The 15,889-nt window shown below is 58.8% G+C and carries 14 protein-coding genes and 1 riboswitch; of the genes, 12 read left to right on the forward strand and 2 right to left on the reverse strand.

Annotated features, from left to right (window positions below; translation table 11 throughout):
• From CLU84_RS21800 to CLU84_RS07090, 6 genes are all read left to right on the forward strand, one after another.
• Entirely contained in the window at nt 1-198 is a 198-nt protein-coding gene (locus tag CLU84_RS21800) for a hypothetical protein (RefSeq protein ID WP_144445414.1), read from the forward strand.
• A 29-nt stretch (nt 199-227) separates the two neighbouring features.
• Nucleotides 228-1,610 carry an oxygen-independent coproporphyrinogen III oxidase gene (hemN, locus tag CLU84_RS07070; protein ID WP_099736589.1) on the forward strand — a complete coding sequence of 461 codons (1,383 nt, stop codon included), beginning with the start codon at nt 228-230 and terminating at the stop codon, nt 1,608-1,610.
• A gap of 3 nt (nt 1,611-1,613) precedes the next feature.
• Nucleotides 1,614-2,336, forward strand: coding sequence for a sulfite exporter TauE/SafE family protein (locus tag CLU84_RS07075; protein WP_099736590.1), 723 nt, complete (start codon nt 1,614-1,616; stop codon nt 2,334-2,336).
• Between the two features lie 110 nt (nt 2,337-2,446).
• Nucleotides 2,447-3,703, forward strand: coding sequence for an HD-GYP domain-containing protein (locus CLU84_RS07080; RefSeq protein ID WP_255409105.1), 1,257 nt, complete (start codon nt 2,447-2,449; stop codon nt 3,701-3,703).
• Nucleotides 3,704-3,717: 14 nt separating this feature from the next.
• A complete protein-coding gene (locus CLU84_RS07085) occupies nt 3,718-6,189 on the forward strand; it encodes an EAL domain-containing protein (RefSeq protein ID WP_099737906.1) in 2,472 nt (823 codons plus the stop codon).
• 200 nt (nt 6,190-6,389) lie between these two features.
• Complete coding sequence (locus tag CLU84_RS07090) at nt 6,390-7,640, forward strand: helix-turn-helix transcriptional regulator (protein WP_099736592.1); 1,251 nt, start codon at nt 6,390-6,392, stop codon at nt 7,638-7,640.
• A 340-nt stretch (nt 7,641-7,980) separates the two neighbouring features.
• Here the strand turns inward: CLU84_RS07090 and CLU84_RS07095 are convergent, their stop codons facing one another.
• Entirely contained in the window at nt 7,981-8,361 is a 381-nt protein-coding gene (locus tag CLU84_RS07095) for a cell division protein ZapA (RefSeq protein WP_099736593.1), read from the reverse strand.
• 40 nt (nt 8,362-8,401) lie between these two features.
• Entirely contained in the window at nt 8,402-8,611 is a 210-nt protein-coding gene (locus tag CLU84_RS07100) for a DUF904 domain-containing protein (RefSeq protein ID WP_099737907.1), read from the reverse strand.
• 231 nt (nt 8,612-8,842) lie between these two features.
• Nucleotides 8,843-9,085: riboswitch (cobalamin riboswitch) on the forward strand.
• 70 nt (nt 9,086-9,155) lie between these two features.
• On the opposite strand from CLU84_RS07100, the gene CLU84_RS07105 reads away from it, so the two are divergent.
• From CLU84_RS07105 to CLU84_RS07130, 6 genes are read left to right on the forward strand one after another with little or no spacing between them, the layout of a single operon-like run.
• Nucleotides 9,156-11,048, forward strand: a complete 1,893-nt coding sequence (locus tag CLU84_RS07105; protein WP_099736594.1) for a TonB-dependent receptor domain-containing protein — start codon at nt 9,156-9,158, stop codon at nt 11,046-11,048.
• An 11-nt stretch (nt 11,049-11,059) separates the two neighbouring features.
• Entirely contained in the window at nt 11,060-12,484 is a 1,425-nt protein-coding gene (locus CLU84_RS07110) for a cobyrinate a,c-diamide synthase (protein ID WP_099736595.1), read from the forward strand.
• 47 nt (nt 12,485-12,531) lie between these two features.
• Complete coding sequence (locus CLU84_RS07115) at nt 12,532-13,113, forward strand: bifunctional adenosylcobinamide kinase/adenosylcobinamide-phosphate guanylyltransferase (protein WP_099737908.1); 582 nt, start codon at nt 12,532-12,534, stop codon at nt 13,111-13,113.
• On the forward strand, nt 13,110-14,033 hold the full coding sequence (locus tag CLU84_RS07120) for an ABC transporter substrate-binding protein (protein WP_099736596.1): 924 nt from the start codon (nt 13,110-13,112) through the stop codon (nt 14,031-14,033). The genes CLU84_RS07115 and CLU84_RS07120 overlap by 4 nt, the downstream gene beginning before the upstream one ends.
• Nucleotides 14,030-15,067 carry an iron ABC transporter permease gene (locus tag CLU84_RS07125; RefSeq protein ID WP_233209948.1) on the forward strand — a complete coding sequence of 346 codons (1,038 nt, stop codon included), beginning with the start codon at nt 14,030-14,032 and terminating at the stop codon, nt 15,065-15,067. Before CLU84_RS07120 ends, CLU84_RS07125 begins: the two co-directional genes overlap by 4 nt.
• Nucleotides 15,064-15,873, forward strand: a complete 810-nt coding sequence (locus CLU84_RS07130) for an ABC transporter ATP-binding protein (RefSeq protein ID WP_099736597.1) — start codon at nt 15,064-15,066, stop codon at nt 15,871-15,873. Before CLU84_RS07125 ends, CLU84_RS07130 begins: the two co-directional genes overlap by 4 nt.
• The last annotated feature ends 16 nt before the right edge of the window (nt 15,874-15,889 follow it).

Genomic DNA, 15,889 nt, shown 5'->3' on the forward strand with positions numbered 1-15,889 from the left:
GTGCCGGTCATTGACCTCGTGTTTGGTAATGAGATGGATCAAATTGTCGCAGCACTTGCCTTGCTGTCTCTTGATTTTCATCAAGGACAGGGTGAATGGCTTGAGGCACATTGCTCATATTCATTCAAAAATATGCGCCTCTGCTTCTTTATAGTGATGTTTTCAGGGCTAGATGCCTTTGTTAATAAATACTTTTGAGAGGTGCGGGCGCACACTGACGAGTAGTTATGACCGCTGTCACGCCCGAGTTGCTGAGCCGCTTTGATATTCCTGGGCCTCGCTACACATCGTTCCCAACAGCCGACCGATTTGTTGAGGCTTTCGGCGCAGAAGACTACATCCTGGCGCTGGAGCAACGCAAAGCGCACACAGGTGCGCGCGCCTTGCCTTTGTCTGTCTATGTGCATGTGCCATTTTGTGAGTCGCTTTGCTATTACTGCGCCTGCAACAAAATCGTCACCAAGCACCACGAAAAGGCCGCCGAATACTTGGACTACCTGGCGCGTGAACTGACCATGCACACGGCGCATTGCGGCAAGGGTCAGGTTGTGAGTCAGCTGCATCTGGGCGGCGGCACGCCCACGTTCTTCAGCGATGCCGAGTTGCAGCAACTGATGGCGCTGATGCGTGAGCATTTCAAGCTCGATGCGGTGGGCGAGTACTCGATTGAGGTCGACCCACGAACCGTCAGCAATGAGCGCCTGAAAGTGCTCAAGGATATGGGCTTTAACCGCATGAGCTTTGGCGTGCAGGACTTTGACTCTGCCGTACAAAAAGCCGTGCACCGAGAGCAGCCTGCCGAGCAGGTCTTTGCCTTGGTGGCCGAAGCACGTCGGCTGGGCTTTGTCTCCATCAATGTAGACCTGATCTACGGCCTGCCTAAACAGACGCCGGAGTCGTTTGCGCGCACGCTGGCTCAGGTCAATGAGCTGAGGCCTGATCGCATTGCGCTATATGCCTACGCCCACCTGCCAGAGCGCTTCAAGCCGCAGCGCCGCATCGAATCGGCGGACCTGCCCATGGGGCAGGATAAGCTGAACATGCTCTCGGGCGCGATTGATGCTTTTATGGGCGGCGGCTATGTTTATGTGGGCATGGATCACTTTGCGCTGCCCACCGATTCACTGGCTATTGCAAAACGTCAGGGCCGCTTGCATCGCAACTTTCAGGGCTATAGCACGCAGCCAGACTGCGATCTGATTGCACTGGGTGTCTCGGCTATCGGCAAGGTAGGCGCGACTTATAGCCAGAACGTCAAGACGCTGGAAGAGTATTACGACGCGATTGATGCTGGTGTGCTGCCTGTGCAGCGTGGGCTGGCGCTGTCGCGTGACGACCTGGTGCGCCGCGCCGTCATCATGTCCATCATGTGCCAGGGGGCGGTACTGTTTGAGCCCATGGAGCAGGCCTGGTTGATCAACTTTCGCGAGTATTTTGGAAGCGAGCTGGCTGAGCTCAAGGAGATGCAGGTCAATGGGCTGATTGAGTTGTCTGACGAAGGTTTCAAGGTCACGGGGCTGGGTTGGTTTTTTGTGCGCGGAGTAGCCATGCTGTTTGACCGCTATTTGCAAGCTGACAGGACCCGTGCACGGTTTTCACGCATCATCTAGCGCATGCTGTTTTCGCTGGTCTGGACTGCTTTGATCATGGGGCTCGTAGGTGGGCCCCATTGTCTTGTTATGTGTGCTGCACCTTGCAGCGTGGTGACGGGTGCTCGCCCTTCTGGTGCCGCAAATGCCGAGCAAGTCATTTCGGTGCACGGTTTGCAAAAGTGGCAATGGCTGCGCACCGGCATGTTCCATCTGGGACGCATTGCGGGCTACGCCTTGCTGGGCAGCATTGCCGCTGTCGCCATGGAAAGCCTGGCTTGGCTGACGAATCAGGCGACAGCGCTGCAGCAGTTGTGGGCGCTGATGCATGTGGCCGTCATGGCCTGGGGCCTTGCCATGCTGGTGCAGGCGCGCCAGCCCGTATGGCTAGAGCGGGCGGGACGTTCTGTGTGGGCCAGAGTCCAGCCGCTGGTGACTGGACCTGGCGGAAGTCTTGCTGCAGGCTTTGCTTGGGCGCTAATGCCTTGCGGTCTGCTTTATTCGGCCGTTCTGGTCGCAGCTTTGAGCGGCGGTGCCTGGCAGGGTGCTATGTCTATGAGCGCGTTTGCTGTTGGCGGGGCAGTGTGGCTTTTGGCTGGCCCTTGGCTGTGGCGACTTGGGCATTCGCATGTCAATGCATTGCGAGCCCAGTGGGGCACCAGAATTGCGGGCTTAATGTTGATTGGCGTAGCCAGTTGGGCCTTGTGGATGGATTTGGTCTACAAACCCAGCCTTTGGTGCCGATAAGTAACGTAAGCAGCTCTGTTGGGCGGTATTTGCATCCCAACAGACCCTAGTGATGTTTCTGTAGTCACAGAACTGCGGAATAATGTGTCATCTTGTGTTCAGCATTTAAAGTGAATCGTTTCGTCGCTATTGATATAGGACAACTGCGTATAGGCATGTATGTTCAATTGGAAACCGGTTGGTTGCGTCATCCATTTCCCGTTAATAGTTTCAAGATTACGACTGCAGAGCAATTGGCTGCACTCGCTGGACTCAAGCTCAAGGCCGTGCAGGTCGATCTCTCCAAAAGCGATGTGCAGGATGCTGAATCTGCACAAAGCGATGGCTCTCCCGCCAACTCCCCGGTACCTGCAGAGTCGTCTCGCAGCGATACAGAAGTCTGGCGCGACAGAGTCTTGGCCGTACAGTCCCAGTTCCTGGGCGCGGTCTCTGTTTTTGATGAAGTACAGGCGCAACTGCCCGCAAGCCCTCAGTCTGCGAGAGTTCTTGCAGATGCGCTGGTGGTGCAGCAAGTCGTCAAGCTGGCGCAGGAGCGCGACATCAGTCTGCATTTGCTGGCCGACGCGGGCGGTGCCACTTTTGGCATTCATGGCGTTAATGTCGCCGTGCTCAGTCTGTTGCTGGGCAAGACTCTGGGTTTGTGCAATGAGGTCTTGCAGGACTTGGGGACTGCGGCGCTGCTGCACGACATTGGCAAGCCATCGTTGAATATTTCGGCCTCAGCCTGTGCACTCAATCAGGGCTCAGTTGCCGCCCCCCTGCGAGACACCACATACGCACGACATGTGGGTGAGTCGGTCGCTTTGGCGATGACTATGGGCTATACGCCATCGGTCACTACGGCGATTGCGCAGCACCATGAATGGGCCGATGGCTCAGGTTTTCCCTTGGGCTTGCTTGAAGCCGATATGGATATAGCAGGGCAGATACTGGCACTGACCAATAATTTTGAACGTCTGTGCAATCTGCCTGAGTTGGGCAATGAAATGACTCCGCATGAAGCCATCGCAGCGCTTTATGGGCAGTACCGCCAGCGCTATGCGCCTAATGTGCTCAAGGCTTTTGTGCAGACGCTGGGCGTGTATCCGCCGGGCTCGTTGGTGGAACTTAGCGATGGACGATTGGGTGTTGTCGCCTCGGTGAACACCAGTCAGTCGCTCAAACCCCAGGTGTTGACGTATGACGCGCTTGCCCCGCAAAAAATGCAGCATGTTGATCTGCTAGTGCATGTCGGGCTGGGCATTCGTCGTGGCCTGACACGTAATCAAGTTCCCCGTAAAACCTTGGAAGTCCTGCAGCCGCAAAGGCGCTTGTGCTACTTTTTCGATAGTTCAGCAGTCAAACCTGCCGAGAAAGATTCTTCGTGATTTCGCAGCAGAGCATGCATTTCGGTCCTCTGCTTACATCCATGCTGGATGGTCTGCAGGAGTCCGTCTGGTTGCTGGATGCACAAACACTCAAGGTTGTGCATGCCAACGCCGCAAGCGTTCCGCTCACTGGCTATACGCCTCAGCAGGCACAGGATCAGTATGTCGATGTGCTGTGTGCATCGCTGGTGCAAAAAGCGTTCTGGCAAGATTCGACGAACTGGGCGGGTGGTGCGAAATTTCTCTCCGAAATTTGCCGTGCTGATGGCTCTTTGATTGCCGTGGAAATGGGCGTGCGCAGCGTTGATCAGACATCGCATTTGCTGATGCTCACGATGCTGGATCGAAGCGAGCAGCTGCAGCACGAAAGTAAGCTCGACATGCTGCTGGCAGAGCTGCGAGCGACGCTGGAGTCTGCGGCCGATGGCATGCTGGTGTGTGATTTGCGGGGCGGAATTCGCGCCTTCAATCACCGCTTTGCGGATTTGTGGCAATTGCCTGAATCGCTGCTTGTGCAAAGAGATGACACTGCCATCTTCGAGCATATGCAGGCCCAGACAGTGAGCAGCGAGAGTCAGTTCACCTTGCTGCAAGAGACCTCAGACTTGTCAGCGCCTGAGACCTCTGAGGTGCTCATGCTTTACGGCGGGCGGGTGCTTGAGCGCCGCTCTGTGCCTCAGCTCAGCCGCGGTGTCGCCATCGGCCGCATCTACTCCTATCGAGATATTACGGTGGAGTCTTGTTCCGCCACAGAGTTGCGGCTGGCTGCGCGGGTGTTTGAGTCCAGTATGGATGGCATTTTTATTGCCGACTCTCATGGCGCCATTGTTCAGGTCAACCCTGCAGGGGTGGATTTGCTGCATAACAAGCCGGTTCTAGGTCTTGCTGCCTGGACCTTGTTTGAGGCCGACAGTGGTCCGGTTGCTGACCTGCTTGAGCTGGCGACAGCACGCTGGGATGTGGGCAGTTTCTGGGAAGGTAATCTGTGGCTCAAGCAAAGCGACGGCCAGCGCTGTGCGGTCTGGTTGTCATGGGTCGCGCTGCGTGATGGCTATGGCCGTTTGGTCCAAAGCATTGGCTTTATGCGCGACATGACCATGCAGCGCAGTGCTCAACAGCAGATTGAGCAACTGGCCTATAACGATGCGCTGACGGGTTTGCCCAATCGCTTGAGTCTGAGCCGCCATGTGCAGACGGCCATTACGGCAGCGCGCTTTACCCAGCAGCCTTTCAGCATTCTGTTTCTTGATCTGGATCGTTTTAAGATCATCAATGACTCTCTTGGTCATGATTTTGGCGACCGGGTTCTTCAGCAAGTTGCCCAGAAACTCAGTGGACTGCTACGCCCCGCAGATGTGCTGTGCCGCCAGGGCGGCGATGAGTTTGTGCTTTATTTGCACGACTGTACGGGTGAGGGCGCATCGGCAGTGGCCGGGCGCATTCTGGAAGAAATGCGCCAGCCCTTCATGCTCGACGGCCTTGGCTTTACGGTGCAGTGCAGTATCGGCGCGGCGCAGTTTCCTGCAGATGGATTGACGCTGGATGAGCTGATTCGCCAGGCTGACATTGCCATGTATCGCGTCAAAGAACGTGGTCGCGGCAACTTCAGTTTTTATCAGCCGCAGATGAGTGCTGGCTTGTTGTCGCGCATGAGGCTGGAGCATGCCATGCGTCAAGCCCTGGACAAGGGCCATATGGCGGTGCATTTTCAGCCGCAGGTGCATATTCGCTCGGGGCGCATTGTTGCCGCTGAGGCATTGCTGCGCTGGACAGATCCAGAGCTGGGAGTGATTTCTCCGGGGGCCTTTATTCCTCTGGCCGAAGAGTCCGGCTATGTGGTGGCATTGGATGCCTGGGTGCTAGAGCAATCGGTGCGCGAGGCTGCGCACTGGCTGGCTATGGGCTCGCCAGTCAGAGTTTCTGTCAATGTCTCGGCGCTGGAGTTCAGACAGCCAGATTTTGTTGATCGCTTGACCCAAGTGCTTGAGAGCAGCGCTTTGCCAGCGCAGTGGCTGGAGCTGGAACTGACCGAAAGCATCTTGCTGCAAGATGCGCATGAAATGGCATTGCGCGTGCACCAGATTGCGCAACTGGGTGTAGGGCTGGTTATCGACGATTTCGGTACAGGTTATTCCAGCCTGGCTTATCTGAAGAAACTGCCCATTTCCAAGATCAAGATTGACCAGAGCTTTGTACGTGGCCTGCCGCACGATGCGGGGGATAAGGCCATCGTCGGCGCCATCATCAGCATGGGCCGGGCGCTGGGTGTTGAGCTGGTGGCAGAGGGCGTGGAAACACAGGCGCAGTGCGAAGCGATTGCGCAATTGCAGGGCGACTACTTTCAAGGTTATCTGTGCTCGCCAGCCGTGCCTGCTGAGCAGTTCAGGCTGCGACTGACCCTAGGTGTGGCTGAAGAAAGTCCTGACGCCGTTTCTTTCCTTCCAGATAACGATGGGTGTAGTCTTCAGACGCCAGGCCTGCAGTAGTCAAATCAACTCGCTTTTTTGATAACTTATCTATCGTCTGATTTGACGATGCATGCCTTGCTTGGCGTGAGCACAATTCCTCTATTTCCATGGGCCGACTTCTTGGCGTACGGGGTTGAGTCACTATGAATCAATAAAAACCGCGCACAGAGTTGAGCAGCTGCGCTTTGCTTGATGGGCCGAATTTTTCGAGATATCAAATGCCCAAGAGCGATTACGTCACATTCGATTTCTATAACTGCGTTTCTTCTGGCCAAGGGGCGCTCACAGGCTTTGCCGTGCCGGGTGGTTCTGGCGTGGCTGTAGCTCCTTCGCGGGGTATAGCCCTTGGTATTGAGACTGAATTAATCAGCAATCTGATTGCCGCGCTGTACGAGGCGGCGTCAGCGCCAGAGAGCTGGAAAGCCTTTCTTGAGCTGTTGCGCTCCAGTGCGTGCGGCAACTATGCCTCGCTTATCGTTCGCGATCCTCATGGTGACAATGTGGGCTGGGTGATCTCCGCTTCAGGCGGGCGCGTGGATGTGATTTCTCACGACCCGTACGCACACTGGAGCCCATTTCTAGGGGTGGCTAAAGACAAAGTGCTCACCTTGCAAGATGTCATGACGGAGTCTGAGTGGAAAGCTTGCCGTTACTACACCGACTGGTGCAAAGACATTGATATTGAGCACATTCTTGCGGTTGATGTGGTGACTGACAATGGCTGTGCCTATGGTCTGCGCATTACGCGATCAAAGAAGGCCGGGGTTTTTGAGGCTGGTGAGCTGGACTTGGTGCGCATGCTGGTGCCGCACTTCAAACGCGTGCTGAATATGCAGTTGAACTTGCATAGAGATCGCCAAGTCATCTCGCTTTATGGACGTGCCACGGCTCAGTTGATGATGGGGGTTGTCATCCTTGATCAGACTGGGCGAATGATTGAAGCCAATCCTGCAGCAACTTCCATTCTGAATGTGGGTGATGGCATTCGCGTCAATAACGGTTCGCTAGAGGCCGTGTATGCCAATGACAATCGCAAGCTCCAGCGTTTGATTCGGGATGCTTTGCTTTCCCCGAAGTTGTCGAGAGTTTCCATGACCGAAGGCATGTCTATCACCCGTCAGTCGGGTCAGCTGAACTGGGGTGTGGTGGTGCAAAGCGTTTCACCGGATGAGTGGACTGAAGGAAAGCAGCGCCCCAGCGTGGCGGTCTTTTTGCGCGATACAACTGGCAAGGCTGAGCCACCCGCCAAACTGACGCAGCAGCTCTTTCATCTGACCCCCGCAGAAACCGCCGTCGCCACGCATCTGAGTAATGGCATGTCGCTGGAAGAGGCTGCAGAAGCGCTTGGCATCAAGCCCAACACGGCGCGTGCCCATCTGCGCTCTATTTTTTCCAAAACGGGCGTGCGCAGGCAGACCGAGCTGGTTCGACTCTTTCTCAATAGCGTGGCCTGGCTGGGCAATCATTGAGGCGCTAAAAAAGAAAAGGCCCGCATGGTGCGGGCCTGTCTTGTGGAGCTTGCAACTGTTTTGATCAACAGCTGCTTGAAGTATCAGGTGTCTGCAAACGCCACCGGTTCGTCATCCTGAACCGGGGGTTCAGGTGGGCAAGGGCAACCTATCGTTGGGTTCATCTGACGCGAGACGATCACGCTCAATAGGTGATGTACCAAGCCCGTGCTCGTTGAGCATTGGTTCAAGGAAATATAAAAACCGGCAGATTTGCAGACGATTCTATTTTAACGGGAATTAGGTGCCATGCATAAGTCATGACAGCTTTGTTTCAGAGTTTGCAAGACGACTGAAAAGTTCAAAGTAGTCTGGTGTCGCTCTCAAGTGCCTGATCAAGCTTCAGCACCAGTTGCTCTGCAAGCGTCTGCTGGCGCTCCAACTCGGCCTGAGCGGCTTCGCTGACTTCAGGCGGGGGGGCTTGCTCTTGCGCCAGAGACTGCATTTCAGCATGCACATTTACCATGTGAGCCTGTTGGGCATCGCGGTCCAGTACGTCAAAAGCCATGTTCAGAGCGGCTAAGACCGCCACGCGATCGCGGGAGCGAACCTTGCCGCTGTCGCGAATGCGGGTCATGGCATCGTCGACTCGACGAGCGGCCTCTTGTACGCGTTCTTCTTGACCATCGGGGCAGGTCAGCACGTAGCTTTGCTGCATGATTTGCACATCGATCTGCTTCATGGGCGTCAGTGGCGGGTCTGGTGATGGGGGTGACGGAAGGTCACTCTCCCTGGTTGGCGGGCAGGCGTTCGATCAGGGCATCGACGCGTGCGCGTGCTGCCTGCAGGCGCAGACGCAGCAAATCGCGCTCTTGCGTAAGAGCGGAGACCTGATCGGTGAGCAGAGTGTTGGTGCGCTGCAGTTCCTCGTGGCGCACCAGCAGACGCTCTACACGCTCGGCAATGAGATCAAGAGAAGGCTGGGTGGTCATAGACACTGCCATTGTAGGTCTTGCAGTCTTTAGATGGGCATTAATGTGCGGGCAAATTGAGTCGTTTGCTCCATGGCAGGCATCTGCTTGAGCGCACTAGTCAGGAACCTGCAAATTTCTCTCAAAAATAGTAGCGCGCTTCGCAGGATCTGTGTGCCTCAAAGACATTTTTAACGTAAACAATCGTCACACAACTCGTTCAGATGAGGGATTTGCGCAGTGCAGCGCTCATTACAATACGCAGCTGTTGGTGCTCGAGGCGGCTTTTCTGTGGCCTCAGTTCAACGGGAAGCAGGGAGGTGCTGGTCAGAAATACTGGCACACCGGGCCTGCGCTGCCCCCGCAACGGTCGGCGAATGGAATGCCTTTGCATTCCACCTTTTCCATCAAAGCCACTGGCGCTTGCGCGCTGGGAAGGCTGGCTAAAGGACGATTCGCCTAGCCCGGATACCGGCCAACGACGGTGTGTCTGCATTGTGTGCAGGCATGTATTGCTCATTGTCGGCGGGTAGGCTGGCGTGAGCGTCTTTCTTGTCTGCTTTCCATGAGTTCGCAATATTCGACCCTGTGCACTGCACAGGCGGCATCGCGCGTACGCGCCACATTTGTTCTTCGTCCCACTTTGCTGGCTTCGCTGCTGGTCATGGCATCTGCTGCACAGGCCCAGCAGGTTGCGCTGGCTGATACCGTGAGCATGAAGGAGATGGTGGTCACGGCTAACCGCATCGAACAACCTTTGTCGGACCTGGTGGCCGATATGTCCATTGTGGACCGTGAAACCATTGAAGCTGCTGGCGCCGCCGGTGTGGCCGATGTGCTTTCTCGCTTGCCCGGCATTCAGATGGTGCGCAATGGTGGTGCTGGTGCTTCAACCAGCGTTTATCTGCGCGGCGCTGATACGCGCTTTACGGCTGTCTATGTCGACGGCGTGCGTCTCGACTCCCAATCTACCGGCGGTGCTTCCTGGCAAGACATTCCGCTTGAGTCCATTGACCGCATTGAAGTGCTGCGTGGCCCGGCTGCCGCCGTCTATGGCTCGGACGCAATTGGTGGTGTGGTTCAGATCTTTACCAAGAAGGGCGAAGGCAAGGCCAAGCCTTACGTGGGTCTGGGCTGGGGCAGCCGTGGCACGGTAAAGGCACAAGCGGGTGTCAGCGGTGGTGTGGCTGGCTGGGACTACAACCTGGGTGTCTCGCACGCCAGCAGCAACGGCTTTAATTCAAGAACGTCTGCGGGTGCCAATCCTGATGCCGACGGCTATCGCAGCAATGCCTTCAACGGCCGTATTGGCTATCAGCTGTCGGCGAATCAGCGCGTAGAAGCCACTGCGCTGACCAGCTACATGAACTCTGGCTACGACGTCAGCAAGGACGATGACCGCAGCATCTACAAGATGAGCGCCGTGGGTTTGAACTGGCAGGCCAAATGGAGTGATATTTACAGCACACGCCTGCAGTACACGCAGTCGCGTGACTTCTATCAGACCAAGCCCAGCGTTTATGAAACCGATACACGCTTGCACAGCTATCTGTTCCAGAACGAATGGAAGCTGGGCGCGCAGACCGTGACCGCCGCACTGGAACGCCGTGAAGACAAGCTGGTCAACAGCGGCCTGGATATCGGCAGTCGCGAGCGCTCGCAGAATGCGCTGGCGCTAGGTTACGGCCTGAATCTGGGCAAGCACACGTTGCAGCTCAATGCCCGCCATGACCGCGATAGTGAGTTTGGTGGCCACACTACAGGCAGTGCTGCCTATGGCTACGAGTTCATTCCTAACTGGCGTGCCACGGCATCGGCTGGCACATCCTTCCGTGCACCCACGCTGTACCAGCGCTTCAGCCAGTATGGCGATTCATCGCTGGTGCCTGAAGAAGGCCGCAATGTGGAGCTGGGCCTGAAGTGGGGCAAGGGCAGCGATAGCTTCTCGGCCACGGTTTATCGCAACAACCTTTCGAACCTCATCAACTATGTGGGCAAGACAGGTACCTGCCCTGGCAATATCGGAACTTTCGGCGGCTGCTATGCCAACGTGGCCAATGCCCGTTACGAAGGCATTACCTTTGCTGCCAGCACCCGCGTGGGAATGGTGAACCTGCAAGGCTCGGTGGACTTCCAGAATCCGCGTGATACGGACAAGGACTTGCAACTGGCCCGCCGCTCCAAGCGCTATGCCAGCCTGTCTGCGGACACCAAGGTCGCAGGCTGGAAGCTGGGTGCCGAGATGCAGACCGCAGGCAAACGCTTTGATGATGCCGCCAACAAAAACGTGCTGGGCGGCTACACGCTCTGGAACCTGAGCGCGCAAAAGCAGCTGAGCCGCGACTGGAGCCTGGTGGCCCGCGTCAACAATCTGGCTGACAAGCGTTATGAACTGGCTCGCACTTACGCCACCGAAGGCCGCAGCGGCTATATCGGCGTGAAGTGGGAAGCTAACTAAGCAGGCCAGCCATGACATCCATCGCAATGCCGGAAAAAACCACTCGCTGCCCCGCCATCCTGATCAGTGCTCCGGCCTCCGGCCAGGGCAAGACGACTGTGACGGCGGCGCTGGCGCGGCTACATGCGCGGCAGGGCCGCAAGGTGCGCGTGTTCAAGTGCGGTCCTGATTTTCTGGACCCGTACTGGCATGAGCTGGCCAGTGGGGAGCCCGTGCATTCGGTGGATTTGTGGATGACCGGCGAGGCGGATGTGCGCCAGCGCCTGCATGAGGCAGCCCAGGAGGCCGATCTCATGCTGGTCGAGGGCGTTATGGGCCTGTTTGACGGCAACTTCAGCGCGGCTGATCTGGCGCAACTGCTGGGTCTGCCAGTGCTGGCAGTGGTCGATGCATCGGCCATGGCGGGTACGTTTGGTGCACTGGCCTATGGCCTGCAGCATTACCAAAGCGGCCTGCGCTGGGCGGGCATGCTGGCCAATCGCGTGGCCACGGCCCATCATGCTGACTTGCTCAAGCAAGGTTTACGTGACCCGGCGCTGTGGCTGGGTGCCATGCCCGGCGTGCAACTGGGTGATAACGCACCCAAGGCGCGCACGGCCGCACTGCTGCCTGAACGGCACCTGGGCCTGATTGCGGCCCATGAACTGAGCGATGCCATGCAGCGACTTGATGCCGCTGCGGATGCGCTGGCACAGACGCCGCTCGGCCAGCGCTTGTGGACTGCCGCAGAAGATGCGCCCAGCTGGCAAGACTGGTGCGTGGACTTTTCGCCGCCAGACATCTCAACGGATTCTCCAATCGATCAGTCCAAGGCTCAGTCCTGGCTGGCTGGTCGTCGCATCGCCATTGCACGGGATGCGGCTTTCTCGTTTATCTACCCCGCCAATCTGGACTGTCTGCGCTCCATGGGGGCCGAGCTGTGCTTTTTCTCGCCGCTGGCGGGCGATGCGCTGCCGCCTTGCGATGCGCTGTGGTTGCCCGGTGGCTACCCAGAGCTGCATGCGCAGGCTCTGCACGCCAATCAGGTGCTGCGCGCGGGCATTGGCGAGCATGTGGCCCTAGGCAAGCCCGTCTGGGCGGAGTGCGGCGGCATGTTGGCACTGTGCGATGGCGTGACGGGTCTGGATGGCCACATTCAAGCCATGTGGGGGCTGCTGCCCGGGCAGGTCATCATGCAGAACCGGCTGGGCGGGCTGGGCATGCAGCAACTGGTGCTGGATACGGGCTTGCTGCGCGGCCACACGTTCCACTACACAAGGCTTGAAACCACGATGCAGGTGCACACGCGCAGCAGCCGCCCGGGCGCAGCGGTGCAGCCCGACCGGGGCGAGGCGCTGTATGCGCATGGCAGCGTACGGGCCAGCTACTTTCATGCGTGGTTTCCTTCCAACCCCGCCGCCGTGGCCGGGCTTTTTGGCGCAACAATTCAGGCCTGATTTTTTTTGTTTTCATCATGAGCGTTGCAAGCACTCTCTCCATCGTCATGCCGCGTACGCAGTTCATTCTGGGCGGTCAAAAAAGCGGTAAGTCCCGCCGTGCGGAGCTGCTGGCACGCCAGTGGCTGCAAAGCGGGGTGCAGCATCAAGCGGTACTGGTGGCAACCGGCCAGGCCTGGGATGCCGAGATGACTGAGCGCATTGTGCGCCACCAGCGTGACCGCGCCGAGCGTGTGCCCGGCATGCAGACGCTGGAGGAGCCGCGTGAACTGGCCCAGGTGATTGCACAGCACAGCCACCCCGAGCGCCTGCTGGTGATTGACTGCCTGACGCTGTGGCTGACCAACTGGCTGATGCCGGTAGAGGCTGAAAATTCTGAAGAGAAAATGCCTTCAGCGCAAGCTTGGCAAGCACAGCTAGCTATGTTTTTGAAAGCATTGGATGACGCGGCTGGTCCCATCATTTTGGTGGGCAACGAGATTGGGCTGGGCGTGATTCCCATGGGCCGCGAGGTGCGTGCCTTTGTCGATGCGCTGGGTGTGCTTAACCAGCAAGTCGCAGCGCATTGCGAAAGTGCCACGCTGATGTGTGCGGGCCTGCCGCTGGCGCTGAAAGGGCCGCAAGCATGAAGGCGATGGCGAAATTCATGGCTGGCGGCGCACTGGCGGGTTGGTTGCTGGGCGCTGCGTTGCCGGTGGCCGCTCAATCCGTGCAGATCACCGATGCGCGTGGCAGCAAGGTGCAGCTGGCCAAATCGCCGCAGCGCATTGTCAGCTTACTGCCGTCGCTCACTGAAAGCCTTTGCGCACTGGGCGGCTGTGAGCGACTGGTGGGGGTGGACCGCTACTCCAACTGGCCGGCGCACACCAAGACCCTGCCCATCGTGGGCGGGGGGCTGGATCCGAATATCGAAAGCATTGTGGCGCTCAAGCCTGATCTGGTGCTGGCATCCATGGCTTCGCGCTCCATAGGGCGCATGGAAGCACTGGGCCTTAAAGTCGTGGCGCTTGAGCCGCGTACCCATGCCGAAGCGCGTGTGGTGCTGCAAAAACTGGGTGTGCTGCTGAATCTGCCACCCGCGCAAGGCGCGGACCGCGTCTGGTCCGGCATTGAAGCCGATATGGCCAAAGCTGCTGCCAGCGTGCCCGAGAAAATACGCGGCCAGCGCGTGTACTTTGAAGCTAGCCGCGGCCCCTTTGCGGCCGGTGAAAACTCTTTTATTGGCGAGACCTTGACGCAGCTGCACCTGCGCAATGTGATTGAAGCAAAGCTCGGGCCATTTCCGCGCATCAACCCCGAATACGTGGTCAAGCTTGACCCCGACATCTTGATGGCGGGCGAGCGTGCCTGGAAAACTGGCGTGCCCGAATATCCGGGCTGGTTGCAGATGCGTGCCGTCAAGCAGGGGGCGATATGTGCTTTTACGCCTGAGCAATCCGACATACTGGTGCGCCCCGGCCCGCGCATGGCAGAAGGCGCGCAGATCATCGCTCGCTGCCTGCAGCGACTGGCGGTTTCGGTCACCGGTGCTCAGGGCAAGAGCCAATGAGCTTAATCAAGCGCAATCAATCACTGCAGACCGGGCTGGCCGCCCCCTGGCTATTGCTGTGGCTGGCGCTGGCTGGCAGCTTGCTGGCGCTGCTGGGTGCAGGCATTGGCAGCACGGGCTTTGAGAGCGTGCTGAACGCCCGCCATGACCCGCTGGCCTGGCAAATCGTGCTGGACATTCGCCTGCCGCGCACGGCCGCGGCCTTGCTGGCCGGTGGCTTGCTGGGGCTGGCGGGTGCGATTGCGCAGGGCGTGTTTCGCAATCCGCTGGCGGACCCGTATTTGCTGGGCAGTGCATCGGGCGCATCGCTGGGCGTGGCGCTGGCCATGGCGGCGCTGGGCGTGTCGCCCTTTGCGTTGGCCGGGCTGGCCCGCTGGGGCGTGACGGGCGCGGCCTTTGCCGGAGCTGTGGTTGCCGTGGTGCTGACGCTGGTGCTGGCCAAGGGCGTGCAAAACACCATGCGCTTGTTGCTGGCTGGCGTGGTGGTGGGGGTGGTGCTGGGCGCAGCCGCATCGCTGGTGCTCTTGATGAACCCCGACATCATGCAGGCCATGCAATCCTTCATGCTGGGCAGCACCGCGTTTGCGGGCTGGAATGCCTGCGCGCTGATGCTGTGGGTGCTGCTGCCCACGCTGGCCCTGTCCTGGTGCCTGAGCCGCGTGCTGGATGGGCTGGCGCTGGGTGAATCGACCGCCCATAGCCTTGGCCTGCCGCTGGGCCCGCTGCGCCTGCTGCTGATTGTGCTGCTGGCGCTGGCCACCGGCACCGCCGTAGCGCAGACCGGGCTGATTGCTTTTGTGGGGCTGGCGGCTCCGCACCTGGTGCGATCCATGGTACGGGCGCTGCACCGCTGGTTGCTGGTGCTTAGCAGCCTGATGGGCGCGGTGCTGCTGCTGGCCGCTGATTTGCTGGCGCGCTGGCTGATTGCGCCTCAGGAGCTGCCTGTGGGCGTGCTCACCGCCGTGCTGGGCGGTAGCTATTTGCTGTGGCTGATGCACAGGCGCGGCACGCTGTCGGCAGGAGAGGGCGCATGAGCAATCAGGCCACTCAAGCCGCGCTGGCTACGAACGCATTGACGGTGCAAGCCTTGAATGTGCAATTGGGCGAGCGCGAAGTGCTGCGCCAGCTCAGTGTGCAAATCCCCAAGGGTCGCTGGACGGCCATCGTCGGCCCCAATGGCGCGGGCAAATCCACCTTGCTGCGCGCCATGGCGGGCATGCGTGCCAGCAACCAGCAGCAAAGCGGCGATGTATTTTTGCAAGGCCGCAAGCTGGCCGACTGGAATGGCCGCGAGCGCGCCAAGGCGCTGGCATGGCTGGGGCAAAACCAGCAGGTGTCCGCCGATATGGCGGTGTATGACGTGGTCATGCTGGGCCGCTTGCCGCATCAGGGCTGGCTGGCTCCAGCGTCTAGTGCTGACCAGCAGGCGGTAGAGCAGGCGCTGAAGCGCACCCATGCGTGGGACTGGCGCCAGCGCAGCATTGGTCAACTCTCGGGCGGAGAGCGCCAGCGCGTGCTGCTGGCCCGCGCACTGGCCGTGCAGGCCCAGACCTTGCTGATGGATGAGCCGCTGGCCAATCTCGACCCACCGCACCAGACCGACTGGATGCTGACCGCGCGCAGCCTGGTGCAGCAGGGCATGACCGTGGTCAGCGTGCTGCACGAGCTGTCGTTTGCGTTGCTGGCGGATGAAATCATCGTTATGCAGGCCGGGCGGATTACCCGTCAGGGCGCATGCAGCGACCCGGCCAGCCATGCCGCGCTGGAGGCAGTGTTCGAGCACCGCATACAGGTGCGAGAGCTGGATGGCCTGTGGCTGGCCCTGCCACGCCTGCGCTGAAAATTTTTAAGTCTTT

This window comes from Comamonas sp. 26 (assembly GCF_002754475.1).
In the GTDB taxonomy this organism is placed as follows: domain Bacteria; phylum Pseudomonadota; class Gammaproteobacteria; order Burkholderiales; family Burkholderiaceae_C; genus Comamonas.

Bases quoted from the DNA above. Each gene is read 5' to 3' on its own strand.
- CLU84_RS07130 (WP_099736597.1), top strand. From the start codon at position 15,064: ATGAGCAATCAGGCCACTCAAGCCGCGCTGGCTACGAACGCATTGACG.
- CLU84_RS07095 (WP_099736593.1), bottom strand. From the start codon at position 8,361: ATGAAGCAGATCGATGTGCAAATCATGCAGCAAAGCTACGTGCTGACC.
- CLU84_RS07090 (WP_099736592.1), top strand. From the start codon at position 6,390: ATGCCCAAGAGCGATTACGTCACATTCGATTTCTATAACTGCGTTTCT.
- CLU84_RS07085 (WP_099737906.1), top strand. From the start codon at position 3,718: ATGCATTTCGGTCCTCTGCTTACATCCATGCTGGATGGTCTGCAGGAG.
- CLU84_RS07075 (WP_099736590.1), top strand. From the start codon at position 1,614: ATGCTGTTTTCGCTGGTCTGGACTGCTTTGATCATGGGGCTCGTAGGT.
- CLU84_RS07115 (WP_099737908.1), top strand. From the start codon at position 12,532: ATGCCGCGTACGCAGTTCATTCTGGGCGGTCAAAAAAGCGGTAAGTCC.
- CLU84_RS07110 (WP_099736595.1), top strand. From the start codon at position 11,060: ATGACATCCATCGCAATGCCGGAAAAAACCACTCGCTGCCCCGCCATC.
- CLU84_RS07120 (WP_099736596.1), top strand. From the start codon at position 13,110: ATGAAGGCGATGGCGAAATTCATGGCTGGCGGCGCACTGGCGGGTTGG.
- CLU84_RS07125 (WP_233209948.1), top strand. From the start codon at position 14,030: ATGAGCTTAATCAAGCGCAATCAATCACTGCAGACCGGGCTGGCCGCC.
- CLU84_RS07105 (WP_099736594.1), top strand. From the start codon at position 9,156: ATGAGTTCGCAATATTCGACCCTGTGCACTGCACAGGCGGCATCGCGC.
- hemN (WP_099736589.1), top strand. From the start codon at position 228: ATGACCGCTGTCACGCCCGAGTTGCTGAGCCGCTTTGATATTCCTGGG.
- CLU84_RS07100 (WP_099737907.1), bottom strand. From the start codon at position 8,611: ATGACCACCCAGCCTTCTCTTGATCTCATTGCCGAGCGTGTAGAGCGT.